This window comes from Pseudogracilibacillus auburnensis (assembly GCF_003201975.1).
In the GTDB taxonomy this organism is placed as follows: domain Bacteria; phylum Bacillota; class Bacilli; order Bacillales; family Amphibacillaceae; genus Pseudogracilibacillus; species Pseudogracilibacillus auburnensis.
This window is the reverse complement of record NZ_QJJQ01000015.1, coordinates 66,363-92,838: the sequence shown is the minus strand read 5'-3', so window position 1 is coordinate 92,838 and position 26,476 is coordinate 66,363. Positions and strand designations below refer to the sequence as shown.

Annotated in this window: 24 protein-coding genes; 4 read left to right on the top strand and 20 right to left on the bottom strand. The window is 34.6% G+C overall.

The features are described 5' to 3' along the window. Positions 1-6: 6 nt before the first annotated feature. Genes DFR56_RS17850 through yycF form a run of 4 tightly spaced genes read right to left on the bottom strand, consistent with a single transcriptional unit; the run spans position 7 to position 4,777 of the window. On the bottom strand, positions 7-921 hold the full coding sequence (locus tag DFR56_RS17850; RefSeq protein WP_110396810.1) for a two-component system regulatory protein YycI: 915 nt from the start codon (positions 919-921) through the stop codon (positions 7-9). Between the two features lie 2 nt (positions 922-923). Then, positions 924-2,222: a YycH family regulatory protein gene (locus DFR56_RS17845; RefSeq protein WP_110396809.1), complete on the bottom strand. Its 1,299-nt coding sequence runs from the start codon at positions 2,220-2,222 to the stop codon at positions 924-926. Beyond that, the gene (walK, locus tag DFR56_RS17840) at positions 2,219-4,066 is read right to left on the bottom strand and encodes a cell wall metabolism sensor histidine kinase WalK (RefSeq protein WP_110396808.1); all 1,848 of its coding nucleotides are present in this window, start codon (positions 4,064-4,066) and stop codon (positions 2,219-2,221) included. Before walK ends, DFR56_RS17845 begins: the two co-directional genes overlap by 4 nt. Before the next feature lie 6 nt (positions 4,067-4,072). After that, complete coding sequence (yycF, locus tag DFR56_RS17835) at positions 4,073-4,777, bottom strand: response regulator YycF (protein WP_110396807.1); 705 nt, start codon at positions 4,775-4,777, stop codon at positions 4,073-4,075. 811 nt (positions 4,778-5,588) lie between these two features. Here yycF and DFR56_RS17830 point away from each other — a divergent pair. Then, positions 5,589-7,172, top strand: coding sequence for an acyl-CoA dehydrogenase family protein (locus DFR56_RS17830; RefSeq protein WP_110396806.1), 1,584 nt, complete (start codon positions 5,589-5,591; stop codon positions 7,170-7,172). A 46-nt stretch (positions 7,173-7,218) separates the two neighbouring features. Beyond that, positions 7,219-8,718, top strand: coding sequence for a class I adenylate-forming enzyme family protein (locus DFR56_RS17825; protein ID WP_110396805.1), 1,500 nt, complete (start codon positions 7,219-7,221; stop codon positions 8,716-8,718). Positions 8,719-8,770: 52 nt separating this feature from the next. Here DFR56_RS17825 and DFR56_RS17820 read toward each other — a convergent pair whose 3' ends face one another. The 6 genes from DFR56_RS17820 to DFR56_RS17795 form a co-directional block, all read right to left on the bottom strand. Further along, the gene (locus DFR56_RS17820; protein ID WP_110396804.1) at positions 8,771-9,400 is read right to left on the bottom strand and encodes a TetR/AcrR family transcriptional regulator; all 630 of its coding nucleotides are present in this window, start codon (positions 9,398-9,400) and stop codon (positions 8,771-8,773) included. 405 nt (positions 9,401-9,805) lie between these two features. Then, positions 9,806-11,092 (bottom strand): adenylosuccinate synthase, encoded by a 1,287-nt coding sequence (locus tag DFR56_RS17815; RefSeq protein ID WP_110396803.1) that lies wholly within the window; start codon positions 11,090-11,092, stop codon positions 9,806-9,808. Between the two features lie 198 nt (positions 11,093-11,290). Beyond that, positions 11,291-12,658, bottom strand: coding sequence for a replicative DNA helicase (gene dnaB, locus DFR56_RS17810; RefSeq protein ID WP_110396802.1), 1,368 nt, complete (start codon positions 12,656-12,658; stop codon positions 11,291-11,293). A 618-nt stretch (positions 12,659-13,276) separates the two neighbouring features. Further along, positions 13,277-13,723, bottom strand: a complete 447-nt coding sequence (rplI, locus tag DFR56_RS17805; protein WP_110396801.1) for a 50S ribosomal protein L9 — start codon at positions 13,721-13,723, stop codon at positions 13,277-13,279. A 1-nt stretch (position 13,724) separates the two neighbouring features. After that, the gene (locus tag DFR56_RS17800) at positions 13,725-15,695 is read right to left on the bottom strand and encodes a DHH family phosphoesterase (protein WP_242694772.1); all 1,971 of its coding nucleotides are present in this window, start codon (positions 15,693-15,695) and stop codon (positions 13,725-13,727) included. Positions 15,696-15,720: 25 nt separating this feature from the next. Continuing rightward, positions 15,721-16,674, bottom strand: a complete 954-nt coding sequence (locus DFR56_RS17795; protein ID WP_110396800.1) for a YybS family protein — start codon at positions 16,672-16,674, stop codon at positions 15,721-15,723. A gap of 224 nt (positions 16,675-16,898) precedes the next feature. Between DFR56_RS17795 and DFR56_RS17790 the strand changes: the two genes are divergently transcribed. Beyond that, on the top strand, positions 16,899-17,390 hold the full coding sequence (locus DFR56_RS17790; RefSeq protein WP_110396799.1) for a DUF1189 family protein: 492 nt from the start codon (positions 16,899-16,901) through the stop codon (positions 17,388-17,390). Between the two features lie 157 nt (positions 17,391-17,547). Here the strand turns inward: DFR56_RS17790 and rpsR are convergent, their stop codons facing one another. The 5 genes from rpsR to DFR56_RS17765 form a co-directional block, all read right to left on the bottom strand. Next, positions 17,548-17,772, bottom strand: a complete 225-nt coding sequence (gene rpsR, locus DFR56_RS17785) for a 30S ribosomal protein S18 (RefSeq protein ID WP_110396798.1) — start codon at positions 17,770-17,772, stop codon at positions 17,548-17,550. Positions 17,773-17,817: 45 nt separating this feature from the next. Then, entirely contained in the window at positions 17,818-18,306 is a 489-nt protein-coding gene (ssb, locus tag DFR56_RS17780) for a single-stranded DNA-binding protein (RefSeq protein WP_110396797.1), read from the bottom strand. Between the two features lie 15 nt (positions 18,307-18,321). Next, positions 18,322-18,612 carry a 30S ribosomal protein S6 gene (gene rpsF / locus DFR56_RS17775; RefSeq protein ID WP_110396796.1) on the bottom strand — a complete coding sequence of 97 codons (291 nt, stop codon included), beginning with the start codon at positions 18,610-18,612 and terminating at the stop codon, positions 18,322-18,324. Between the two features lie 316 nt (positions 18,613-18,928). Beyond that, the gene (gene ychF / locus DFR56_RS17770; protein ID WP_110396795.1) at positions 18,929-20,029 is read right to left on the bottom strand and encodes a redox-regulated ATPase YchF; all 1,101 of its coding nucleotides are present in this window, start codon (positions 20,027-20,029) and stop codon (positions 18,929-18,931) included. Positions 20,030-20,201: 172 nt separating this feature from the next. After that, positions 20,202-20,402, bottom strand: coding sequence for a DUF951 domain-containing protein (locus tag DFR56_RS17765; RefSeq protein WP_110396794.1), 201 nt, complete (start codon positions 20,400-20,402; stop codon positions 20,202-20,204). 976 nt (positions 20,403-21,378) lie between these two features. Between DFR56_RS17765 and yyaC the strand changes: the two genes are divergently transcribed. Next, positions 21,379-21,978, top strand: coding sequence for a spore protease YyaC (yyaC, locus tag DFR56_RS17760; protein ID WP_110396793.1), 600 nt, complete (start codon positions 21,379-21,381; stop codon positions 21,976-21,978). Between the two features lie 5 nt (positions 21,979-21,983). Here the strand turns inward: yyaC and DFR56_RS17755 are convergent, their stop codons facing one another. From DFR56_RS17755 to rsmG, 5 genes are all read right to left on the bottom strand, one after another. Beyond that, complete coding sequence (locus DFR56_RS17755; RefSeq protein ID WP_110396792.1) at positions 21,984-22,691, bottom strand: DUF554 domain-containing protein; 708 nt, start codon at positions 22,689-22,691, stop codon at positions 21,984-21,986. Positions 22,692-23,090: 399 nt separating this feature from the next. Then, entirely contained in the window at positions 23,091-23,918 is an 828-nt protein-coding gene (locus DFR56_RS17750; protein ID WP_110396791.1) for a ParB/RepB/Spo0J family partition protein, read from the bottom strand. After that, on the bottom strand, positions 23,899-24,672 hold the full coding sequence (locus tag DFR56_RS17745) for a ParA family protein (protein WP_110396790.1): 774 nt from the start codon (positions 24,670-24,672) through the stop codon (positions 23,899-23,901). The genes DFR56_RS17750 and DFR56_RS17745 overlap by 20 nt, the downstream gene beginning before the upstream one ends. Before the next feature lie 25 nt (positions 24,673-24,697). Beyond that, positions 24,698-25,567, bottom strand: a complete 870-nt coding sequence (gene noc / locus DFR56_RS17740; protein ID WP_110396789.1) for a nucleoid occlusion protein — start codon at positions 25,565-25,567, stop codon at positions 24,698-24,700. A gap of 163 nt (positions 25,568-25,730) precedes the next feature. Continuing rightward, the gene (gene rsmG, locus DFR56_RS17735) at positions 25,731-26,447 is read right to left on the bottom strand and encodes a 16S rRNA (guanine(527)-N(7))-methyltransferase RsmG (protein WP_110396788.1); all 717 of its coding nucleotides are present in this window, start codon (positions 26,445-26,447) and stop codon (positions 25,731-25,733) included. Positions 26,448-26,476 lie beyond the last annotated feature (29 nt).

Genomic DNA, 26,476 nt, shown 5'->3' with positions numbered 1-26,476 from the left:
TCAAATTCACCCCGTCGTTTTTTCTAATCTATTTCTAAGTTCACTTAACATCGTTTCAATTGGTGAGTTTTTCTCACGTTGCACTTGCATATGATCTATTGATGCATCGATTACTTCTTCCAAAAACTCTTGTTCCTCCGTTGAAAAAATAAACCCTTCAAGTGCATTGACAAAATAATCTTTTTCCTCATTCACATTTACTTTCCAAATCGGTGCGAAAACTTGGACACCACTTTTAAACGGTACACGCGTGTGAAAACCTATATTTACTTTCGAAATATCATCACCAGAATGTAACTTATTTGATTGATATAGCTTTTCAATTGCTTGAATTGGTTTAATTAATTTCTTCTTTTCAGCTAATTGCTCTGTTTCCCCTAACATTGTCTGTACATAAAAGGACACTTCATTTCTATCATTCAAAAATAAAAGTACTAGACCATTTTGATTATAATACACCGGTCGCTCCATCTTATTTTGGAAAAAGATTAGTACATTATATTCTTCGTTCCAATTCCAAAATGAATATTCTTCCGGGTAATAGGCAATATTGTTAAAAATTTCTGTGATACTCTCTGTTGAAAAATCTTCTTCAATAAGAATCGGCTTATCTAGTTTTGATGCAATAAAATTTTTATTAAAAATAAATGATTTTTGTGCAGCAATATCTTTCAATTGGGCGAGGTCTTCTTCGTTAAACATCTGCTGTTTTACAGAAATAAACGTTTCTTCATATTCCTGTTCTGGTAACTCTTGAAATGTAATTGCTTCTGCATTCAATCGTTCTTCAATCGTCGAAGGTTGGTGCTCAAGTACACCAATATCAGCTTGTTCTTTTTTTTCTAAAAATTGAACGAATAAATACACGTCAAGGATAAGAAAGCTGAGGATTAATAATGTCTTTATTTGACCCCAATGCATCGTTAATCCCCTCCTTTAGCTTGTAAATCTTTTTCATAATCAGCTATATCAAATTTTAACCATTCACCCTGATATAAAATATACCAACTTGGTTCCAAAGTTAAACTATGTGCATCATCTAAATAACTTAAAGAATAGCCAACTTGAATATCTTTTATATTTTCTACATTAATATTTTTATCATTTTCTAACGAATGAATAACTTCTTCTCCAGAAGGAATTTCTTCTTCTGTCGAGTTTAACAAATTGCCAATACGAATAAGTGGTCGAGTGTATTTATATAATTCTTGTTCACGCCACTCTTGTTCAATAACTGTTAGATTTAAGCGATCAAATACTGGATATCCATCATAATAAAGTCGATATTTGACATTATTTAACGAGCTATCAATGTTTTCAAATAAGAAGTTATTTGTCCATCCTTTATGTTCATTGATATTATTAATACTTTTATCTAACAATTCTATTGGATCTAGCCGTTTAACCGTTGCTTGAAGGGGATTGATAAATTCTAACAAACGACCATCTTGAACAATCCGCATCCCTCTTTGTCCATCTGTAAAGTATGCTTCCCTTATATTAGGTGTAACATAAGATGGGTTACTAAATAAAGCGTTAATAAAAAGGTCTGGTTCAATACTACTTGCAACTAACGTTTTTCTTGGTAATTGTACCTTCTCTTTTGGAAGATAAACCGGCTCTTTTTGAGATCCAAAAGCCATATATTCATGCAATAAATGATTGTTTTCTTTCATAAAAGATAAGAGAAGATGATACGTATCTGATTTTTCGATCGTTGCAGTTATTTGTTTCCGGCCATCAACAGACAAGATACAAAGTTTTAATGTTTGAGACTTATCATTAAACGTAATAAAAACTCTTTCAAATGACCATTCAGGGGGTACTAAATGATCATTAAATGTAAATAAATTTGTTACTAAATCAGCAGGTATCGCACTAGGAAAAATGATCTCTACATATTCATCACTTTTTGGTCTACCTTTTGCATCATTTATTTGATAATCATATAACACCCACGAGGCAAGATCTTTATAAAACGATTGTCTTTCAATTGGATCAATAAAACTAGCTATTTTTTCGTCATTTCGAAAAATAATTTCAATTGGTTCTACTAGTTCATTTTTTGTTTTTTCAGCTCCACCAATATCTACTTCATTTACATAACTCGTATCCGAAAAACTATCGTAATTTGGTTGATAGCTCCATAAAATAAAGGATAAAAGAAAACTTATTCCTACTAATACGAATAATATAAATGATTTTACCGTTTCATATTTCATATTTCTCTCCTCCGCTTATGATTAATGAGCGGTAGGGTAAAGTATATAGTTGTTCCTTTCCCCTCTTTACTATTGGCCCAAATTCGACCATAATGCGCCTCCACTAATTCACGCGTTATGGCAAGTCCAAGCCCTGTTCCCCCTAATTGTCTTGTCCTCGCTTTATCCACTCGGTAAAAACGGTCAAATATTTTATCAAGTTTATCATACTCTATTCCAATTCCTTCATCTCGAACACTAACGACTATTTGTCTAATATGTCTTTCTATTTTAAGTGTAATTGTTCCACCGTCCGGAGAATATTTTACAGCATTTGAAATAATATTATCTAATACTTGTGTCAAACGATCTTTATCGATCCAAACATGAAACGACTTATTTGGAATTTGGCGGTTAAAGTTAATTTTTTCATCTTTCACGTTCATCTCAAATCGGTCAATAATATTATGGAAAAAAGGTGTAAAATCTATATCTTCCCGATGTAACGTATGTTCTTTACTATCCATTCTTGATAATTGTAATAGACTATTAACCATCCTGATCATTCGCTCAGTTTCATTTTGAATCACTTCAAGAAACTTTGGCGCGATAACAGGATCTTTCCATGCCCCATCTGTCAATGCTTCCAAATAACTTCTTAACGTTGTTAGTGGCGTTCTCAACTCGTGTGAAACATTAGAAACGAATTCTCTTCTTTCTTGTTCAACTTTTTCATCTTCTGTCACATCACTTAATACCGTAATAATTCCACTCGTTCGACTATGGCGATGGTCGTCATAAATAGCCGAAAAATTAGCACGAACAATAAAAAGATCTTCCTCATCGCTAAAATCAAGGACGACTGATCCACTTTCTTGGAGTTCAATAATATCTTCCACTTTTTCTTCTAGATCTAACAATAATAATAAATCTTTGCTGATTAAACTGTTCGGGTTTTCGTTAAATAGCCTTCCAGCTGCTTCGTTGATTAACGTAATTTCCCCTTTATTATCTGTTGCGATGACGCCTTCTGTCATATTTTCTAAGACAGAACTTAATTTCCGTTGTTCTTTTTCAATCGTTGCCATCGAGTGTTTTAGCCGATCATTTAAATGATTAAATGTTACTGCTAGCTGACTAATTTCATCCGTCCCATATACTTTCACTTTTTGTGAAAAATCACCTCGTGCCATCGTTTGTGCCTGTCTACGCATTTCGACGATTGGTTTTGTAATCGCACGTGCTACTAATATTCCTAGAATAACCGAGACGACTAAAGCAATAATCGAGCCTTTAAAAAAGATTTCATTTATTTTTTGTAATTGTCCATATACTCCTTCTAAAGAAGTTTCTAAATAGATGACTCCTTGAACATTGCCTTCGATGTCTTCTATTGGCTCAACTCTAACAAACATTCGTTCCCCTGTCTTGCTATTTAACAATGTATTATCAAGAGAGGTTTTAAATTTTATCGCTCGTTGGACAATATCTTCTGTAATTTTTTTCCCAATGATATCTTGGTTTAAATAATCATTTGTTCCTAGTACTCTACCTTGGTTATTGATTACTTGAATAGTAGTAGTCGTTGCACCAGAACGGTCTACATCAATTACTATATTTTGGATGTCTTCTTGTAATGTCGGTTCTAAAGGGTCATCAGTCCGCTTTTTATTAAAAGCTTGTTCTAAATTATAACTTAATAAGTCAATACGGTCATTTGTTGACTCTTTAAAGTTATCGAGTAATTCTGCTTCTAATTCTCGTGCTACATAGGAACCTATTACTTGCACGGCAATAATTAAAAGCAAAATATAAATTACGATAAATTTTAATTGAATGGAACGAAAAAAACCGACTTTTTTCATAAAATATTACTCCTCGTCTGGGTTGCGTAAATAATAACCTACACCACGACGTGTGACAATCCAAACAGGGTTACTTGGGTCTTCTTCGATTTTTTCTCGTAACCTTCTAACTGTCACGTCCACCGTACGTACATCTCCAAAATAATCATAGCCCCATACCGTTTCAAGTAAATGTTCTCTTGTCATTACTTGTCCTATATGACGTGCTAAATAATAGAACAACTCAAATTCACGATGTGTTAAATCAATATGTTCTCCATTCCGAGATACGCTGTACGCATCTGGATGAATCGTTAAATTGCCAATATTAATATCTTTTTTCGTCGCAACTGTTTCTTCCGTAACTTGCTGCTGTCTTCGTAAATTCGCTTTCACGCGGGCAATTAATTCACGATTACTAAATGGTTTTGTTACATAATCATCTGCCCCGAGTTCAAGGCCTAGTACTTTATCAATTTCGGAATCTTTTGCCGTTAACATAATAATTGGCATTGTTTTCGTTTTACGAATTTCACGACAAACTTCATTACCATCTTTACCTGGTAACATAATATCTAATAAGATCAAATCTGGATTTTCTTTTTCAGCAAGTTCAATTGCATCGTTTCCATCGTGAGCACAAACTACGATATATCCTTCTTTTTCCAAGTTAAATTTCAAAATATCTGCTATTGGTTTTTCATCATCGACAACTAGAATTTTTAAACTCATTTCCAATTACCTACTTTCTTTATCATTATCTATGTTAAATGGTGATAGTTCGTTTATTTTATTTATACCTATCTATCTATTCTAACGTATTTCACTCCAATTGTCTGTTTTTCCGCAAAGAGTGTAGATGGCAAATTTTTCTCTTACATGTCACAAAACGTCTCACCACTCAAATAGATTGATACTAACTCAACTTTCGCACCGATAAAACGAAGTGAAACAGTTTGCTTGGTTAAGTATTAGGTGCATCTAATGATGTCCTTGACAATTGAGGTATCATGAGTAATTTTATGAAAATTAAGAGTGCCATTCCTTCTCCTACAAAAATAGATTTGATGTTGCATAAATTATGCGGTAACGAAGTAATCGGCACCGTTGATTTTCGCTACGGACAGTTGCTTTCCACGGGCAACTCCTCAACTAATTTCATCCGTTTTTGTCAAAACTTTAGAAAATAGATTTTCGGCTGTTGCTTTTCCCGTAGGAGCCAACTGTCCTCCGCTACAATCAACTATATTAAGTGCAGATTGTTTTTATCGATGAAATAATGACATATTATTTTTAAGTCGCTAATTCCTTTACTAGCTGAGGAAATACACGGAAAGCGGAGGGTATTTCTGTAGCGATGGGACGTTCACTACTAAATGTTACTGCACCGTTTATTACTGCTATTTGATAAGATTTAGAAGCTTAAGACAATGTACTTAGATGTAAACTATGTTTACTCAAAAAAACACTGTTGACACCGATGGCAAATTAGGCTAATATATGGAATTAATCTAGAACATATTTTAAGTGGAGGCTAATTGTTATGGAGAATAAAGACATTAATCAATATTCATTTGAGGAATACATTAAAACAAGAGATAGTTACAGTGACTTTGAAGATAATAAATTTTTACAAAAAGTTGTAAAGCATTATGTAAAAGAGGAATGGGAATTAATTTCGAACATTATGAAAGCGCTCTCCAAAAATACCTCTCATCATTTCAGACACATTTCTGATGAAATAGCAAAACGGGAAAATCACCCTAGCATTCAGCATTTCGATGCATACAATCGTCGTATTGATAAAATTGTAAGACCGCAACAACTATTTAATATGGAAAAAGAAATCTTTTCTGAACGTCTCTTTTCAAAAGACACATCCGCTTGGGAACAAATGCTTAAAAGATTTATGTTTCATCACAACGGAGAAGCAGGAATCATGTGCCCTGTCGCTTGTACAGATGGGTTAGTTGATTTACTAAAAACATATAAAGATGAGTTGAATGATGAGCTGCAACATATTTTGCATCATTGTACAGAAGGAATTGATGGCGATTTCGGGATAGGCGCACAGTTTATGACTGAAATTCAAGGAGGGTCAAATATTCCAGCAAACGTATTAAAAGCAATTCCAAGAGGAGATGATTACCAGTTATATGGAACAAAATTCTTTTGTTCAGCTATTCATGCAGATTATGCAGTCGTTACGGCGAAAGTTGATCAGACTGATCATATCGCAACTTTTATCGTTCCATCTTGGTCCGATCAATCAAAAACAAAACGAAATAATTTTGTCATTAATCGATTGAAATGGAAACTTGGAACGAGTGAGCTTCCATCTGCTGAAATAACATATGATGGAGCAAAAGCATATCAAATTGGTTCATTGGAAAAAGGTGTAGCAATAGCTGTTGGTATTGTTCTAACAAAATCTAGACTAGATATAGGCTCAGCAAGCAGTGCATTTATGATAAGGACTGTTCGAGAAGCATTACAATATAGTCAATTTCGAGAAGTATTTGGGAAAAAAATTAATGCATTTCCATTGGCAGCTGGGCAGCTAGAAGAAATTGAGCAGACAGCAAAACGAACAACCTCAGCACTCTTTAAAATTTACGACGCTTATTTTTGTCTGCAACAAAACCAAGAGAACTCTGAATATGCAAATAAGCTGAAATTTCAAGTAAGGGAACTTATTTTATTGCAAAAAATAAAAGCTTCCAAAGACACTGTGAATACGATTCGGACAGCAATTTCACTATTCGGTGGAAATGGTGTAATAGAAGATTTCTCTTCGATCCCAAGGCTATTTCGCGATGCGATGGTAAATGAACTATGGGAAGGACCGAGAAATGTATTGCTTACACAAATTCATCGTGATATGAAAAACGCTTCAAGTTGGTATAAACCTAAAGATTTTATAACGGATCTTTTATCTGGTTGTGAACAGTCAATCATCGACCAATTTACAGAAGAATTGGAAAAATCACTTACGTATAATCTTGCTGCAGATCCTAATAGGACAACAATTCAACAGGCAAAAGATTGGGAAAGATTTTGCGATGATCTGTTCTTTGTCTATCAAGATCAAGCTTTTAAAGAAGTTGGAGATGCCCCCATTATTTAATCATTTCATTTTAAAATAAATATAAAAATGGAGAGGTGGAATATGAATGTTACACACTAATATTGGAGAATTGATGTCTCATCGGGCTTACGTCACACCAAAAGATGAAGGATATATTGGTAGAAAAAGGTACTCATTCGCTCACATGAATGAACGGGTGAATCAATTTGCCAATTATTTAACTGCCAAAAATATAAAACCTGGGGATAGAATGGCGGTTCTATGTAAAAATCATGAAGATTTTATTACTGCCTTTTTTGGTGCAGCAAAAATAGGGATTATTACGGTTCCAATTAACTGGCGATTACATGTAAAAGAAATGGAGTATATTATCTCCAATTGTGAACCTTCCTTACTTTTATATGACGGAGCATTTACAGAAACGATTGAAGAACTTCAACACACAATCACTATTCCAATGCTACAAGCGGGAAATGAATCTTTTGATGAAATACTAAAGGATTATGTAACAGATGAACCTGAATTAATCTCAAAAGACAATGATACAATATTAATTATGTATACATCAGGAACAACAGGCAAGCCAAAAGGTGCGATGATTACACATTCAAATCTTTTAGCGGCATCTATTGGCATGTCGCATGTGATTGACTGGTGGTACGGTGATCGCTTCCTGTCTGTTGCCCCATTTTTCCATATCGGGGGCTTTGCACCAATTATTACTAATTTGCATAATGGAAGCACTTCTGTTCTTATGGCTGATTTTGATCCTGTTGCTGTTTGGAAAATAATTGAGGAAGAAAAAATTACAACAATGATGACCGTCCCAGCCATGTTACAATTTATGCTCAAAGTAATTGGGAAAACAAAAAATGACTTTAGTTCTTTACGTAATATTACATGTGGCGCTTCAGTAGTACCGGAACAATTAATTCAAGCGTATGGAAACCTTGGCATAAGTGTTCAACAAGTATACGGTATTACGGAATATACTGGAGCCGTATCCTTTTGGAAAAAGCTGATGGATGAAAGTAAAATGAATTCTATGGGAAAAGTTGTCTTTCATGGCCATGTTAAAGTTGTTAATCCTTTGACAAAGGAAGAACTTCCAGCTAATGAAATTGGCGAAATTATTTGTAGTGGTCCCCAAGTTTTTAAAGGATATTGGAATAATCCAACAGAAACAGATAGCATATTAAACGACGGAAACTATCGAACTGGTGATTTAGGAAGGATCGATGAAGATGGATTTCTGTATGTAAAAGATAGACTGAAAGACATGATTATTAGTGGTGGTGAAAATATTTATTCATCGGAACTGGAAAGTGTCATTAACACTCATCCAGATGTAACAGATGTTGCCGTTGTCGGAAAACGTGATTCTAAATGGGGAGAAATTCCAAAGGCATATGTCGTAAAAAATGAAGGCGCTACCATTACGGAAGAAAGTATTATCAAAATGTGTCATGACAATCTTGCAGCCTATAAATGCGTAAAAGAGGTAGAATTTATCAAACAATTACCTAGAAACGCAGCAGGGAAAGTGTTAAAACATGTATTGAAATCAAGAGATGTCACTGTCTAGTTTTCATCAGAAAAGAATAACGGCTATCTTCCCACTTTCAGGAATAAGACCGTTATTTTTTTTCTTGACTATTACTAGCATTTACGAATAAAGATCCAATTAACGAGGCTAGCCTTTCAATATGAGCTTCCACATCTGCTTCACTTCTACCAGGATAATGATAAAACGTAATCATGACTCCATTTAAAGCCGAAAAAAATGCATGGGAATGTAAGCGAATGTCTTTTTTTATTCCGCTATGTTTAAAGCCAGTATCAAAAATAGAAAGTAATTCTCGAATAGTCGTATTGAAACGCTCTAGATGCTCTTCCATAAGGGTATGATCAAGCATAAAGTAAGTCATCATTTTAAAGAAAAGAGGATTATTTAAAAGATATGAAATAAACTCTTTACCGATCTTTTCAATAGACACTATTTGTTGTTTAGAAATAATTGCTTCAAAAGCCGCAATCATCTCTTTGCTTTTTTGATCAAAAGCTTCGATAAATAACTCATCCTGATCCTTAAAATGGCGATAGATTAAAGCAGGAGAGATACCTGCTTCTTTCGCAATATCTCGCATACTAACTTCTGCTATTTGCTTTTCACTTAAAAGAATTAGGGTAGCGTTGATAATTAATTGTTTGCGCATTTCGCGTTCAGCTTTTTTTAAGTTTTGAAACACATTGTTTTCTTTCTCCAATTACTTGCCTCCTAATCAGAGATATTTGAGCATATTATTTATTATTGTAGTAGGGGTTTTGATTTGTCAAGGCAAATTGAAAATTGATTGTTCATCACTTTAAATATCACATCTTAACCTTGTGAAGATGTTCGGATGTGAAAATCATCCTTTCTAAAGGCGTACTAGTACACCCGATGATTTGGATCTCTTGTTACGTAATGATGAAAAAGAACTGCGTTTGTTCATAGCTTTAAACCTTTTTTTAGACTCTTTTTCAAACAAAATTCTCATTATTGCAGTAGATAGTACAATTTTTTTATAAATTTGCATATACAAGTACAGTTTATAAACGTAAATAAAAAACCTCCCACTATCTGACTCTTAGTGAGAGGATGACTTTTTATCTGTGCAAACGAGAAGCGCTTATCGATACACGCTTCTTACAACATTTGTTTGTGTTCGGTCTGGACCAACAGAAAAAATGGATAGAGGGATTTCCGTTAATTGAGCGACTCGTTCCAAATAGTGACGCGCATTATCTGGAAGCTCGTGTAAACTTTTAACTCCCGTTATATCTTCTGTCCAACCTGGTAACTCTTCATATACTGGCTCACATTTCGCAAGAATATTTAAGTTTGCTGGAAATTCCTTTATTATATTGCCATTGTATTTGTAAGCGATACAAATTTTCAATTTTTCTATACCTGTTAATACATCAATAGAATTAAGGGATAGGTCGGTAATTCCACTTACACGGCGGGCATGACGAACAACAACACTATCAAACCAACCGACACGACGTGGTCTTCCTGTCGTCGTTCCATATTCCCTACCAACTTCACGAATTTGATCACCAATTTCATCCGTAAGTTCCGTAATAAATGGTCCATCTCCAACACGGGTCGTATAAGCTTTTGACACACCGACAACAGTTGAAATTTTAGATGGTCCAACACCTGAACCTATTGTGACGCCACCTGCTACTGGGTTAGATGAAGTAACGAACGGATAAGTTCCTTGATCAATATCTAACATGACACCTTGCGCACCTTCAAATAACACACGGCGTCCTTCATCAAGTGCATCATTTAGTACGACAGAAGTATCACAAACATACTTCGCCATTTGTTGTCCGTATTCATAATATTCTTCTAAAATGTCTTCCACTTGAATTGGCTCAACTTCATATACCTTTTCAAATAGACGATTTTTCTCTTTTAAGTTTTGCATTAATTTTTCTTTGAATACATCCTTATCAAGTAAATCGGCAATACGAATACCACACCGTGCTGCCTTATCCATATATGCAGGACCAATTCCTTTTTTCGTTGTCCCAATTTTATGAATACCCTTTTCTTCTTCTTGTAGGATATCTAATTTTAAATGGTAAGGTAGGATTACATGGGCACGATTACTTACTCGCAAATTATCTGTAGAAACATTTTTGCCATGAAGATATGTTAATTCCTCGACAAAAGCTTTCGGATCGATGACCATTCCATTTCCCAACACACTTATTTTCTCTGGAAAGAAAATACCTGAAGGAATTAAATGTAACTTATACGTAACACCATCAAAAACGATCGTATGACCTGCATTATTCCCACCTTGATAACGAGCTACAACCTCTGCATTTTGTGAAAGGAAGTCGGTTATTTTACCTTTTCCTTCATCACCCCACTGTGTACCAACTACAACTACTGAGGACATCGTGCACCTCCACTAAAATTTAATCAATAAATTACATTTGTAAGTGTATCAATAATTATGAATCAAGTCAATAAAAACACGAACGTTTACATGAAAAGTTCTTTAAACGTTCGTGAATTATTTGTAAATATCCTTTTTCGCTTTGTTTTGCAACGAATCTACCTTGAAAGAAGTCTTTTATCATTTATATGGTAGGCTTTATACCGGTACGGGCGGTACATCGCTTTCTCCATAGCGAAAGTCTAAATCAACAAACTTATTATATTCTTTCACAAACGCAAGTTCTACAGTCCCTGTCGGACCATTACGTTGTTTGGATAAAATAATTTCAATAATATTTTGTTGTTCTGATTCCGTATCATAATAATCATCACGGTATAAAAATCCAACAATGTCAGCATCTTGCTCAATACTACCTGATTCACGCAAGTCAGACATCATTGGACGCTTATCTTGTCTTGATTCAACTCCCCGTGATAATTGTGATAAGGCAATGAGTGGAACTTCTAATTCTCTTGCTAATCCTTTTAATGACCTTGAGATTTCCGATACTTCTTGCTGCCTGTTTTCACGTGAATTGTCACTACCTTGAATAAGTTGTAAGTAGTCGATAATAATCATTCCAAGTCCATGCTCTTGTTTTAATCTTCTACATTTTGACCGGATATCACTAACACGAATTCCGGGTGCATCGTCAATAAAAATACCAGCGTGGGACAGGCTTCCCATGGCCATGGTCAATTTTCCCCAATCTTCCTGTTCTAGTTTCCCTGTACGCAGTCGCTGGGAGTCAATATTTCCTTCTGCACAAAGCATCCGTGAAACTAATTGGTCTGCTCCCATCTCCAAACTGAAAATTGCTACATTTTCATCCGTATTAATCGCTACATTTTGAGCGATATTTAAGGCAAAAGCAGTTTTTCCTACTGATGGTCTTGCAGCGATAATAATTAAATCGTTACGTTGAAATCCAGCAGTCATACGGTCTAAATCACGAAACCCAGTAGGAATACCAGTTATGTCCCCTTGTGCATGGTGCAATTTTTCAATATTATCATATACGTCAATGAGTACATCCTTTATCGGCTTAAAGGCATTAACATTTTTCCTGCTCGACACTTCTAATATTCTTTTTTCAGCTTCGTCTAATACTCCTTCGACTTCATCTTCATTGGAGAAGGTTTCCGTAACGATATCTGTTGCTGTTTTTATTAACCGGCGTAATAACGCTTTTTCCTCTACAATTTGACTGTAATACTCAATGTTAGCTGCGGTCGGAACAGAGCTTGCAAGATCCGTTAAGTACGTTACTCCTCCAGCTATGTCCAATTTCTGCGAGTTGGATAGCAATGTAGTTACGGTTACAATATCAATCGGTTCACCTTTTTCAAATAGTTGAAACATTGCCTCAAAAACAACTTGATGACTAGCTCTAAAAAAATCAGTTGGACCAATTCGCTCTGCTGCTGTTGAAAATGCTTCGGGTTCTAAAAATACTGCTCCAATAACCGCTTGTTCTGCCTCAATATTATGTGGTGGTGTTCGGTTCCCTAATGCTTCAGTCATTTTATTCCTCCTTAATTTAGAAGGGCTCTAAGTCATAACCCTTTCTTGAATGAAAGGAGTTAATTTTAATTGGGTATTCAGATTATTGTGTGGAAAAGTAAAATTATAGATGGTATATGCTTACTTAGGGGCTGCTGAACAACTAAAATAGGTTCCATCCTACCGTTGTCTTCCGCGAAATGTGACAGTGCTTTTTAGCGGGCACGGCTTCAGCCTCCGACGCACAGGACGTGCTAGTGCGGGTGTTGCGACATGGACGTCACGTACTTAACCCGCCTCGGAAGAAAACCACTTCCTGCGGGGTCTTCAGACTCGCGCTTTTCCCGCTGGAGTCAGTCACTTTTCGCTCCAGACAACTAGAGTAGTTCATTTCAATAAGGTTCTAGCATCAACTTATGTGCAAAGGTTTTTTGGTATAACAGTCAAACTCTTTGCACTTCTATCACGATCAGCATAGTTCCAATTTATCCTGGAAATACCCTTCATCATCATGATCTAGTGATTTTGTGCACAAACTGATCATTGACTTGCTCTCGTTTGGTTCCACGCCGACACTAGCACCCTGTATGTCGTGAGCAGGAAAGTTTTTTCCACGCTATTTTCCGATTCCCCTTTGAGTTATTCTTCTACTACATGAACATTAATTGTTCCGTTTACTTCTTGGTGAAGTTTTACAGGTACTTTCGTATGTCCTAATGTACGAATCGGTTCATCTAATTCAATTTTTCTACGGTCCACTGTTATTTTGTATTCTTTTTTGAGGACATCAGCAATTTGTTTACTCGTTATCGAACCAAAAAGACGTCCATCTTGACCTGATTTTGCTTTCATACTAACAGTTATTTCTCCCAATTTATTTTTTAACTCTTCCGCCTGAGATTTTTCTTCTTCTTCCCGTTCGGCCACTTTTTGTTGCTTGGCTTTTAATTTTCGTAAATTTCCAGGTGTAGCTTCTTCAGCAAGATTGTTTTTAAACAAGAAATTGTTTGCATATCCAACTGGCACATCTTTTACTTCTCCTCTTTTGCCTTTTCCTTTTACGTCTTTTAAAAAGATTACTTTCATTTTATGTTCTCCCCTCGAAATATTCTTTAATTTTTTCTTTTAGTTTTTCTTCTGCTTGGTCAGTAGTCATTCCATGTAATTGGGTAGCAGCATTGGTTAAATGACCACCACCATTCATTTCTTCCATGATTAATTGAACGTTTACCTCTCCTAAAGAGCGAGCACTAATGGAGACTGTCTCATCACTTCGATTTGCGATAACGAATGATGCCGTCACATGATCAATCGTTAATAAAATATCGGCTGCTTGGGCAATAATAATTTGGTCATATAAGTCACCATCTGCTTTCACAATCGCCAAAGAATCGTGGTAAATAGATGCTTTTTCAATTAATTTATTTCTTTTTCTTAACGTATTCAAATCTTCTTTTAAAAATTTCTGAATGAGTACTGGGTCAGCCCCTTTTGATCGTAAATAAGAAGCTGCATCAAATGTTCTTGAACCAGTTCTAAGGGCAAAGCTTTTTGTATCGACAATGATTCCCGCAAGTAATGTAGTTGCCTCTAGTGTTGTTAGCTTCTTTTTATTCGGTTGATACTCAATCAGTTCCGTTACGAGTTCCGAAGTAGAAGAAGCATAAGGTTCCATATAAACAAGAGTAGGGTTATTAATAAATTCTTCTCCACGTCTATGATGATCGATCACTACTTTATATTCAGCGTTTCGCAGCAATTTTTCATGTGCAACAAGGGAAGGTCTATGTGTATCAACGACAACAATTAAACTTCTACTCGTATAAATTGCTTCCGCTTCCTCAGGGCCAATAAAATGCTTCCATAAGCTTTCCTCTTGTTTCACTTTATCAATTACTTTAGAAACTCCTGTTGTAATATCATCTTCATCAAAAACAATATAACCTTCTACATCATTAGACTTAGCAATATTTAACACTCCAATTGTTGATCCTAATGAGTCCATATCTGGTCCTTTATGACCCATAATGATCACATTATCACTTTCACTCACTAATTCCTTTAATGCATGGGAAATGACTCGCGCCCTCACTCGGGTTCTTTTTTCCATCGGATTTGTCTTTCCACCATAAAAGCGAACTTTCCCTGTTTCATCTCTAATAGCGATCTGGTCGCCCCCACGCCCAAGTGCTAAGTCTAAACTAGATTGAGCAAGTTTTGCTAATTCAGGGATGGGAACATTTCCTGTCCCTACCCCAATACTTAATGTGATCGGATTTCTTTGTACTTCTTCTATATGGAGCGTTCTAATTTCATCTAATATTTCAAACCGTGACTTTTCCAAGAGCGCTAACGTCTCTTGTGTAAAAACTGCTAGAAACCTATCTTGTGATGTCCTTTTTAAATAAAAATGATAATCGTCTGCCCATTTATTTAATGTTGAAGTAATTAATGAATTTAACTGACTTTTTATATTGTCATTCATATTACGGGATATCTCTTCATAATTATCTAAATAAATATTAGCGATGACCACTTTTTCATCATTAAAACGTTTTTCAAGCTGAGCCTCTTCGGTTCGATTAAATAAAAATAAAGTACGATTAAAATGATCTATTTTCGTTTTAAACTGTAAATGATTAATTGTAAGCCATATTTCTTCTTTATCGGCTTTTATTTGTGAAATTAAATTATCTGAAAATGTATCAAGTGACTTTTTCAATAATGGTTCTCCATGTGTTATTTCAGCCATATATGGATTGGCCCATTCAATCTGAAAATCTTGATCATAAATAAGAATCCCAATTGGCAAATTTAAAAAGATCGTTCTTCCCGCATTCTCCACTTGAAAGGATAATTTAGATATATAATTTCTTTGTTTTTCCCTATCTCTTTCTTCTTCCCGCTTCACATAATAAAATACAGTAAGGAACAAGATTGTAAATAATAACCCAATGATCCATTGGTAATAAAATAGGAAACATAACATGATAAAAGAGAGAACAAATGTCACCCATAACTGCTTACTCACTATTTTTGTTTTAAAAAAGTGCTCCAAAATGTTCAACTCCTATAAGCTAAATTCACGTTTTATTTCCATTAGCTAATCGACGTTTTAATGAAAATCCTAAATCAATTATACCAATTATTCGAATGATAAACAGAAATAAGAATGGAAATAAAAGCGAGATGACGAGTATCGTTATTGGGACAGCTTTATGTACTTTTTTATGATCTGCATAGAAAAAGATAAATGAAAATCCTTGAATAGCAATAAGAATAATAGTTAAAGCCATCACATTTGCAACAACTAAGTATATTGCACCGTCAGGATCTAAATTGATCAATCCGAGAATCAATGCTATAAAATAAATCCATATGATAGCAATTGGGAAGTTTAACTGTTTAAAAGGTGGAAATGCTAATCGTTTATTCTCAATACGATTCATCAATTTATAACTGAGCCACTGACTTAAAAATGCTAATAGTATACTGATTGCTGCAATACTTGAAGGGATGATATCCTTAAAGTCATACATTTGTTTTTCCAATTGTTCTATTTGTTCATCTGTTTCTGGTCCTCCAAGGCCCATTTGATCCATAATCGTTTTCGTCATCGTCACGGAATCTTCAATAGCAACATCCATTTCATTATAAATATTTATACCCAATAATAGTTGTAACAATAAAACGACGATGACAATACCAATAATAAACCCAACTGTTCCTTGCGCCCATGTCTCATAGGCAGTTAAGTTACGATGGATTGCTGAACCTATTGTCATTCCACCAATACCCGCTAAAACGGTAAGTGGTAATGAAACTGCCGTTGCAAAAACAAGTGATAATAGTAGCGCAACGAGGAACATAATGATTGTTGGTTTAAAACCATGTCTCGATGCATATAGTATAAACGGAATCGGTAAAATAAATATACCGAATGAGACGACAACAGGGACAAACACAACGATCAATAATAAAGCTATATATACTGCGGTTAGTAATGCTCCATCTGTAATTTTTTTCGATTGATTCATAATGACACCTCAAATTTAAATTAAATCCTCATCCTCATATAATATCAGATTTATTTATTATTTGTTATTGAAGGCTATCTCTTTCAAGCACATTACATCATTTCTGTCTAATTTATGAAATTGTTTTTTTAGGGACGCTATTTTGTATATCAATTCCTATCAGAAGGTATGTAAAACATGGTATAGTAATTGTTAGATTAAATACTGACGAAGGAAGAGTAGCGATGAAGGTTTTTTGGAATGCTTGTAAGCAAAGTATTAAATTACCGCAAAAACAGGCAGTATTTGCACTAAATCGGGTTGGAATGGATATTACAGTTATATATATGTTTATATTACTCGCTTTAGCATCTGTTCCAGCATTATTGGAACAAATCTTACTTGAACAGTCCGCCGTTCCTATTCAAACTTTCTTTTTACTTATTTATTTTTTTATCTTTTATTACTTGATTTTAGTTGTAATCATTTTTAGTTTATTGTCGATTTTAGCCTATATTGCTTCCTTAATTACTAAAATGCTTAATAGAAAATTACGTTTCTCTATTTTATGGAAAATGGCAGCTTTTACAACGACTTTGCCGCTCTTTTTATTTACATTATTTTCATTTTTTTATCCATTGAATCATTTATTTCTTATCATTTGTGTGCTATATATTTTTACCGTTATCATTAAAATTATCTTAATCTATCCGAAAAGAGTTAGACATTCATCATGATTAAATGCCCTAGCCCGCGCTTTGGCAGATAAGAAATGCGCAGTATCATTTTACCAGACTTTTTGAACAACCTCTATAACCATTCACGAATGAAAAATTCCTTTCCATCTTCTCTTTACATTACATGAGAGTTTGAAAAGGAATTTTATTTTATCTATTATTCACTAACGAATGGAAGTAATGCCATTGAACGAGCACGCTTAATAGCAATCGTTAATTTTCTTTGGTATTTAGCAGATGTACCTGTTACACGGCGTGGAAGAATTTTACCGCGTTCTGAAATAAATCTTTTTAATAAATCTATATCTTTATAATCGATATGTGTAATTCCGTTCGCTGTAAAATAACACACTTTTCGACGTCTTGGACGACCACGTCTCATAAAAATCACTCCTTTGCTTTATTCTTCTATATCATTTCATTTATTTTAAAATGGTAAATCATCATCAGAAATATCAATTTGTTCACCATCATTTTGAAATGGATTCGATTTCGGTTGATCCATTTGAGGTGATGGTTGGGCTGGTGCTTGTTGATGTTGATAAGCATCATTTTGATTATATCCAGATGAGCCTCTTTGTTGAGATTGTGAAGCACCTCTTGACTCTAAAAACTGAATGTTTTCAGCCAAAACCTCTGTAATATATACCATTTTCCCGTCTTGTCCTTCATATGATCTTGTTTGAATTCTACCATCAACACCAATCATACTACCTTTTTTCATATAATTTGCTAAGTTTTCAGCTGTTTTTCGCCAAACGACACAATTGATAAAATCAGCTTCTTGTTCACCCTGCTGATTTCTAAAAGGTCGGTTTGCAGCAATTGTAAAATTCGCAACCGCTACTCCATTTGGTGTATAACGTAAATCGGGATCTCTTGTTAGTCTTCCAACTAAAACGACTCTATTCAACATTAGAATCACTCCCTCTTATTGTTCATCTACACGAATAACGATGTGACGAATAATATCGTCAGAGAACTTAGCTTGACGGTCAAATTCATTTACTGCACTTTGATCGCCAGTAAAGTTAATAATGACGTAATAACCATCACGAAAATCGTTAATTTCGTAAGCTAGACGACGTGAACCTACTTCATCTACTTTATCAATCGTTGCCCCATTATCAGTTAAAATTCCGTTAAAACGCTCAATTGTACCTTTTCGCGCTTCTTCTTCGATATTTGGGCGGATGATATACATGATTTCGTAATCTCTCATCCTACGCACCTCCTTTTGGTCTCTGCGGCTCTAAAACTCAAGGGTAATAGAGCAAGGAGTAATTAAATAATTACCCACAGATGAAAATTATATCAAAATTCTATTTAAATAACAAATCTTTTATAAAACCGTTTTACATTATACTTTACTCTTTTTTTATCCGCGGTTCCAAATACACCTCGTGGACCCAAATGGTGTCGCTAGAGTCCTCAATATACAATATTTATGTTATTGAGGATTGGCAGGTCAGGACAACCCGACTCTAGTTTTAAAAGGTTTACATGTATTTGAACCTTTAGTATGATCATTCATCCGTCTATACATTAAATCGGAAATGAATCACATCTCCATCTTGCACGAGGTAATCTTTCCCCTCTAAGCGAACTTTACCATTTTCACGAGCCTGAACCATCGCCCCTGCTTCCATTAGATCTTCATATGAGACTGTTTCTGCCCGTATAAACCCTCTTTCAAAGTCTGTATGAATAATTCCAGCTGCTTGGGGGGCTTTCATTCCTTTTTTAAATGTCCATGCACGTACTTCTTGTTCTCCAGCGGTAAAGTAAGTCGCTAAACCTAGTAACTCATATGAAGCAGTAATTAATTGATCTAAGCCAGATTGTTCTATTCCTAACTCTTGTAAGAACATTTCTTTTTCGTCTTGGTCTAATTCTGCTATCTCTTCTTCAATTTTTGCACTAACGACAATTACTTCTGCATTATCTTTTTCTGCAAACTGTCTGACTTGCTTAACATATTCATTGTCGTCGCTATTAGTAATATCATCTTCACTCACATTTGCGACATAAAGTATTGGTTTTGCCGTTAACAAATGTAATTGTCTTGCGATTTTCATTTCTTCTTCTGTTAAAGGAACTGCACGAGCAGGAATTTCTTCTTCTAGTCCTTCTTTCAGTTTTTTCATTACATTAAATTCTTGCACTGCTTCTTTCTCTTTTTGTCGTGCAAGCTTTTCTGCACGATCATATCTTCGTGTAACAGTTTCTAAATCTGCTAAAATTAATTCTAAATTAATCGTTTCAATATCGTCGATTGGATCAATTTTACCGGATACATGTGTAATATTTTCATCTTCAAAACAACGTACCACTTGGCAGATGGCATCAACTTGTCTAATATGGGACAAAAATTGATTTCCTAATCCCTCTCCCTTATTAGCTCCTTTTACAATGCCAGCAATATCCGTAAATTCAAAAGCTGTTGGTACTGTTTTCTTCGGTTTTACGACTTCTGTTAGTTTGATCAATCTTTCGTCAGGCACTTCAACGATACCTACATTCGGGTCAATCGTACAAAATGGATAATTTGCAGATTCTGCACCTGCTCTTGTAATTGCGTTAAACAAGGTTGATTTTCCAACATTAGGAAGACCAACTATTCCAGCTGTTAATGACATTTCAATGTTCCACTCCTTGGGTTCTTGCGTTCATGTGAACTTCATTTGTATTATAATCTTTATTATGTTATGTGACAACTTGGTAGATCTGTATTTTAGCTATCTTGTCATCATGCAAAATGCAATTATGCTATAGACAAAATGACATTTTAAAGGTAGCTTTCATCCATGTTTACTCATTTTGGGCTTTTTCTATAATCTTTTTTAGTTTTTTGGCAAACTCATTTCTCGGTATGAGGACACTTCGTTCACAGCCTAAACATTTTATGCGAATATCCATTCCCATCCGGATGATTTTCCATCTGTTTTCACCACATGGATGTTGTTTTTTCATTTCAACAATATCATTTAATGAAAACTGCTTATCAGCCATTTACATCTCCCCCTTTCGACTTTTCTGCCTGTAAATATACGACAATTTTGGGTAAAGGAATATCGACTCTCTTACTATACATCTATTCCTTTCTTTCCTTCCTTCTAAAATTACCAAGATCACCATTCGAAAAATGGTTCTAAAATAGAATGAAAAACCAGCTTTCATTAAATTTCGGCCATTACATCAACAGCCATACATACAATACTTGCTCCACTATGATTGTAGCAACTAACCATGAAATGTTTTTTTCTCTAGTATAGGATCAATTTCATCATTCAATATAGCACTTCAAAAATCGAATGATATTGCTGAGCAAAAGGCTTTCACTCCAGGTGGTCGCTTTCCGCGGGCGGCTGATAAGCCTCTTGCCCCGGCAAGAAGTATGCAGACGTTGCCCGCAAAGGGCGGTTTTAGTCTGTAATCTTTCGATATTGCGGGGTCTTATCTGAGCCTCTTCTCCCGTAGGAGTCGACCACCTGCCATTCTAGCCAAAATTTCACAGGATGTAAAAACGAACGATAACATTATACTTTTGTTTGTTGTTCGGTTTTATTCTAGAAGTAGTCTATTATGAAATTGACTCATAGAATACCTTATTTCTTTTAAAATATATTTTACTACTGTAGTTGCTATTTTCTTACCAATGATAGTTATTATAATAACAATTACTTTACGTAGAGCCTTCCCTATTGTTATCGAAAGTGCTTTGTTCCTTCATATATTTCCAAAAACTCTCTCAATCCGTTACGATCCTCTAAATTACTTTTCGTTTTATGTGTAAATTATTACACTAAGTTCATCCTACTTACAAGCAAACACATAACAGTAAAGCGAACAACTCATTTACTAAAATTTTATGATAGTAGTGTTACCGTTATTTGCTTCTAATAGATGCTATCTGAAGTCTATTTACATGTATATTGTATTACCGTTACACGTATACTAGATAAAAAGTATCGGAGGAGTATTCGAAATGGATAGCTCGTTAAAGAAAAACGAAACACATTATGTTCACTATCAAGATCCGCTTGCGGTAAAAGCTTTGAGCGATTTATTAATTACATTTCTCCCAAAAAACCATGCTAATTTAATTGTACTTTGTATTGGCACCGATCGTTCTACGGGCGACTCTTTAGGTCCTTTAACTGGAACATTCTTATCGCAAATGAAACCAGTTAATATTAGCGTATATGGAACCTTACATGACCCTGTCCATGCGATTAATTTACATGAAAAAACAAATTTAATCAGCGATAAGTATGATAATCCTTTCATTATAGCGATTGATGCATCCCTAGGAAAAAACAGTTCAATTGGTAGTTATATTAGTGGGATTGGTTCCTTACAACCTGGTGCAGCCTTAAACAAAAAACTTCCGGCCGTAGGTGATGCATATATAACTGGTGTCGTAAACATTGGTGGTTTTATGGATTATGCAGTCTTACAAAGCACCAGATTGTCTGTCGTTCATGATATGGCTTTTACCCTTGCGATCATTCTTAATAAATTGGATTTATGGTTAAACTATTATCAAGTAAATCAAAGAAGAAACTTAGCTAGAAAAAAGAAGTAAAAATTTTAAAAAAATGAATGATAGATATAAAGAATAACACCTACCATAAAGATTGCTGGTAGCAAGTTTGTCACCCTTATTTGTGTTAGCTTTAATATATTCAATCCAATTGCAACGATAAGCAATCCACCAACTGCGGTCAATTCGACAATAACCTCATTAAAGATCGCTTCTGGTATAATACTTTCTATTTGAGCTGCAAGCAGTGCAATCGTTCCCTGAAATAATACGACTGGTATGACGGATAAAATGACTCCTATCCCTAATGTCGTCGTTAAAACAAAGGAAGCGAAACCATCAAGAATGCCTTTCGTAATTAAAACTTCATGATCCCCTCTTAATCCACTATCTAATGCACCCAATATAGCCATCGCACCGACAACAAACAATAAGGATGCCGTAATAAACGCTTGAGTAATATTAACTTGCTCATTTGTAGTTGTAAATTTACTTCCAACCCAAAAACCAATTTTATTTAAAAAATGTTCGAGTTTTAAAAACTCCCCAATGAAAGCTCCACTTAACATACTTAATAGAACAATAATAATCGATTTTGTTTGAAAAGCCATTTGAAGGCCAATTAAAATAACAGTTAAACCTATTCCTTGCATGATCGTTTCTTTATATTTTTCTTGTATTTTCGTCATAAATAGTCCAACTATACAACCGATGATTATACATATCCCATTTATGATTGTTCCAAATAAAGCCATCATATTCCTCACTCACTATACTAATTGTTCCACGTGAAACATTTTAATAAACATGTAGAAAACTAAGTTGGCGTAAAACTTTAATAAAGAGACCCTTAGTTTGCATTTTACAGAAGAGTTTGTCCAGAAAGTATAAAAGGAAACAAAGGCGCAAGTGCAACGTCCCCGGGGACTATGACTACCTTAGCAGCATGTATGGGTGAGGTTGGACAAAAGTGTTTATGTTAAAGAAAACTCCGAACACGGTAGCTACATAAAATGCCTCTAGAAAGATACTTCGCTAAGGTAATGCATTACGTCTTTGTATTTGATCGTTTTTATTATGTCTCTGCTCTATCTGCCAAGTAAAAAGACTGACTACATCTACATATAGTGTCAGTCTTATCACATAAACATCACCTATTGTTGTAACATACTAATCAGTCTTTCCAATTCATCAGTCGTATAAAATTCTATTTCAATTTTACCTTTATTTTTGGTTTTTTGTATATTTACATTCGTACCTAATACTTCTCTTAATTTAGTCTCTTGTTGCTGGATAAATAAATCTTTTTGCTTCTTTTTCTTTTTGATCAATGGTTTTTGTTTATTTAATTCATTAATCATCTGCTCTACTTGACGGACATTTAAATTGTTTTTTCTAATTTTATCAACCAAAGAGTGCAATTGCTCCTTGTTTTTTAAGCCTAGTAAAGCTCGTCCATGTCCCATCGACAGCTCCCCATTACTAATAAAAATAATGATGTCCTCCGGTAAGGATAATAGACGCATTGTGTTGGCTATATGGGAACGGCTTTTCCCAAGTTTATTCGATAATTCTTCTTGAGTTAAATGTAATTCGTTGATTAAATTTTTATATGCTAATGCTTCTTCAATTACCGTTAAATCCTCACGCTGAAGGTTTTCTAGTAATGCAATTTCCATCATCTTTTTATCATCAAAATCTTTGATAATGGCTGGTATTTCTTTTAGTCCTGCTTCCCTTGCAGCTCGAAAGCGACGTTCACCAGCGACAATTTCATACCCTTTGATGCTTCTTCTAACAATTAATGGTTGAATAATCCCATACTCCAATATGGAAATTTTCAGTTCTTCTATTGCATCCGCATCGAATGTTTTTCTAGGCTGATAAGGGTTAGTACGGCATTCATCAATCGATAGTTGCTCAATAGATTCTTCTTCAACGTTAATCAAAGCACCTAATCCTTTACCTAACCGTTTCGCCAACTTCCATCACTTCCTTCGCTAACTCAAGATATACTTCTGCTCCTTTTGATTTAGGATCATACACTGTAATTGGCTGACCATGACTTGGTGCCTCACCAAGGCGAATATTTCTTGGTATGATAGATTTATACACTTTATCTTGGAAATACATTTTTACTTCTTCAATCACTTGAATTCCTAAATTTGTTCTTGCATCTAACATTGTTAATAAGACGCCTTCGATCATTAATTGTTTGTTTAGATGTTTTTGAACAAGTCGTATCGTATTAAGTAGTTGACTTAGCCCTTCTAAAGCATAGTATTCACACTGAACTGGTATTAACACACTATCAGCGGAAGTTAATGCATTAATAGTTAATAATCCAAGAGATGGAGGGCAATCTATTAATATATAATCAAAATTATGTTTAATTGCATCTAAAGATTTTTTTAGTTTTACTTCACGTGATATAGTAGGTACTAACTCTATTTCTGCTCCTGCTAGTTGAATTGTAGCCGGAATAATAGATAGATTTTCAACATCAGTCGGAATACACACTTCTTTCGCATCCAGATCTTCTACAAGAATATTATATACACATTGATCCATATCACCCTTATTAATTCCAACACCACTAGTTGCGTTGCCTTGGGGATCTATATCAACTAATAAAACTTTATTACCAAGTTGCGCTAAACTAGCTCCTAAGTTTACAGTTGATGTCGTTTTACCAACGCCACCTTTTTGATTTGTTATTGCTATTATTTTACCCATTATGGCACCTACCTATTGTAAAACGTTACTTCTGTTGTTTTTTATCATGGTTCGTTTTTTTCACTCTAATCGTTATTTGGTAATAATCATCCAACTCTTCTTCTTCAGATTCGACATTAATTCCCGTATCAGCAATCATCTTTAAAGACCTTCTAATTGTATTTGTCGCAATACGGACATCCTTACTTATAAATTTAGACTTTGGACGTATTTTCTTTTTAGTTTCTCCATCTGACAAAAAATCTTTTATTAATTCGTCTGTCTCGCGAACATTTAACTGTTTCTCGACTATTTTATTGTAAAAATCTATTTGTAATTTTTCATCTTTTAGTTTCATTAAAGCACGAGCATGTCGTTCTGTAATTTCCTTTACAATCAATGCTTGTTGAATAACATCTGGTAACATTAATAATCTTATTCGATTAGCAATCGTTGACTGACTTTTCCCTAACCTTTGTGCTAATGCTTCTTGCGTTAAAGAATGCATTTTTATCAGCTGAGCATATGCTTTCGCCTCTTCAATAACGGATAATTCTTCCCGCTGAATGTTTTCTATTAAGGCGATTGACGCTGTTTCTGTATCATTTAAGTTACGAATGATTGCCGAAATAGTTTCCCAGCCTAATAGTTTAGCAGCTCTTAATCTTCTTTCACCAGCAATTACCTCATATTGTTCATCATTTTTAACACGTACTACAATTGGTTGAATCATCCCATGAGTTTGTAACGTCTGCGCCAATTCCTTTATTTTTTCATTATCAAATTGAGTTCTTGGCTGATACTCATTAGGAATAATTTGATCAACATTTAACTGAACGACATCTTCTTGGTAACTATCAGCTTGTTCTTCTGATTTACTTCCACTAGTAAAGAGTCGATTAAAAGACTGCAACATAATAACATCACCTTTTTAATAAATATTATATAAATTGTTTCACGTGGAACAATTTAATTTATCCATAAAAGAAGGGTTGAAAGAGGAAAAAGAAAGAAACTTAACCTGTATAGTTAAGTTTATCATAAATTTAGTATAAAAAGTATTGTTACTAATTTTTTATTTATAAAATCGGACTTTTTGCAGGAGTACCTGCTTTTCTAGGATATTTCTTTTCCGTCTTTTTAATCTTTTTGATCGTAACGACTGAACGAACACTATTTTCTACTGGTAAATGAAAGGTTTCATTATTTGTCAAATTTCCACCTAAAACACTAATCGCCTTTTTAGCTTCGGTAAGCTCCTCTTCCATATGAGCTCCTTTTAAGGCAATAAAAGTCCCACCAACTTTGCTTAATGGTAAGCAATACTCGGAAAGCACCGACATTCGGGCAACCGCACGTGCTGTGACAACATCAAAACGTTCACGAAACTTTTTTTGATGACCGAAATCTTCCGCACGTGCATGGATTAAATCGACATTCGTTAATTGTAATGTTGCCGTTACATTTTCTAGGAAATGGATCCGTTTTTTTAAAGAATCTACTATTGTAATGTGTAAATGGGGAAAACAGATTTTAAGCGGAATGCTAGGAAACCCAGCACCCGCTCCAACATCGCATAATGATACAACATCATGAAAAGGAAAATAAAAACTAGGAGTTATCGAATCATAAAAATGCTTTAAATAAACGTCACTTTTTTTAGTAATTGCTGTTAAATTCACTTTATTATTCCACTCGATTAGTAAATCATAATAAAGTTCGAATTGCTTTAATTGGTCATTATCTAATTCGATACCATTCTTTTTAACTGTTTCTACAAACTGTTGCTCATTCATTTTTAGTCTCCTTTTTTCTTATCGTAAAC

Excerpts from the sequence above, each read along its gene's own strand:
- DFR56_RS17850 (WP_110396810.1), bottom strand. The coding sequence starts at position 921 with ATGCATTGGGGTCAAATAAAGACATTATTAATCCTCAGCTTTCTTATC.
- DFR56_RS17845 (WP_110396809.1), bottom strand. The coding sequence starts at position 2,222 with ATGAAATATGAAACGGTAAAATCATTTATATTATTCGTATTAGTAGGA.
- walK (WP_110396808.1), bottom strand. The coding sequence starts at position 4,066 with ATGAAAAAAGTCGGTTTTTTTCGTTCCATTCAATTAAAATTTATCGTA.
- yycF (WP_110396807.1), bottom strand. The coding sequence starts at position 4,777 with ATGAGTTTAAAAATTCTAGTTGTCGATGATGAAAAACCAATAGCAGAT.
- DFR56_RS17830 (WP_110396806.1), top strand. The coding sequence starts at position 5,589 with ATGGAGAATAAAGACATTAATCAATATTCATTTGAGGAATACATTAAA.
- DFR56_RS17825 (WP_110396805.1), top strand. The coding sequence starts at position 7,219 with ATGTTACACACTAATATTGGAGAATTGATGTCTCATCGGGCTTACGTC.
- DFR56_RS17815 (WP_110396803.1), bottom strand. The coding sequence starts at position 11,092 with ATGTCCTCAGTAGTTGTAGTTGGTACACAGTGGGGTGATGAAGGAAAA.
- dnaB (WP_110396802.1), bottom strand. The coding sequence starts at position 12,658 with ATGACTGAAGCATTAGGGAACCGAACACCACCACATAATATTGAGGCA.
- rplI (WP_110396801.1), bottom strand. The coding sequence starts at position 13,723 with ATGAAAGTAATCTTTTTAAAAGACGTAAAAGGAAAAGGCAAAAGAGGA.
- DFR56_RS17795 (WP_110396800.1), bottom strand. The coding sequence starts at position 16,674 with ATGAATCAATCGAAAAAAATTACAGATGGAGCATTACTAACCGCAGTA.
- DFR56_RS17790 (WP_110396799.1), top strand. The coding sequence starts at position 16,899 with ATGAAGGTTTTTTGGAATGCTTGTAAGCAAAGTATTAAATTACCGCAA.
- rpsR (WP_110396798.1), bottom strand. The coding sequence starts at position 17,772 with ATGAGACGTGGTCGTCCAAGACGTCGAAAAGTGTGTTATTTTACAGCG.
- ssb (WP_110396797.1), bottom strand. The coding sequence starts at position 18,306 with ATGTTGAATAGAGTCGTTTTAGTTGGAAGACTAACAAGAGATCCCGAT.
- rpsF (WP_110396796.1), bottom strand. The coding sequence starts at position 18,612 with ATGAGAGATTACGAAATCATGTATATCATCCGCCCAAATATCGAAGAA.
- ychF (WP_110396795.1), bottom strand. The coding sequence starts at position 20,029 with ATGTCATTAACAGCTGGAATAGTTGGTCTTCCTAATGTTGGAAAATCA.
- DFR56_RS17765 (WP_110396794.1), bottom strand. The coding sequence starts at position 20,402 with ATGGCTGATAAGCAGTTTTCATTAAATGATATTGTTGAAATGAAAAAA.
- yyaC (WP_110396793.1), top strand. The coding sequence starts at position 21,379 with ATGGATAGCTCGTTAAAGAAAAACGAAACACATTATGTTCACTATCAA.
- DFR56_RS17755 (WP_110396792.1), bottom strand. The coding sequence starts at position 22,691 with ATGGCTTTATTTGGAACAATCATAAATGGGATATGTATAATCATCGGT.
- DFR56_RS17745 (WP_110396790.1), bottom strand. The coding sequence starts at position 24,672 with ATGGGTAAAATAATAGCAATAACAAATCAAAAAGGTGGCGTTGGTAAA.
- noc (WP_110396789.1), bottom strand. The coding sequence starts at position 25,567 with ATGTTGCAGTCTTTTAATCGACTCTTTACTAGTGGAAGTAAATCAGAA.
- rsmG (WP_110396788.1), bottom strand. The coding sequence starts at position 26,447 with ATGAATGAGCAACAGTTTGTAGAAACAGTTAAAAAGAATGGTATCGAA.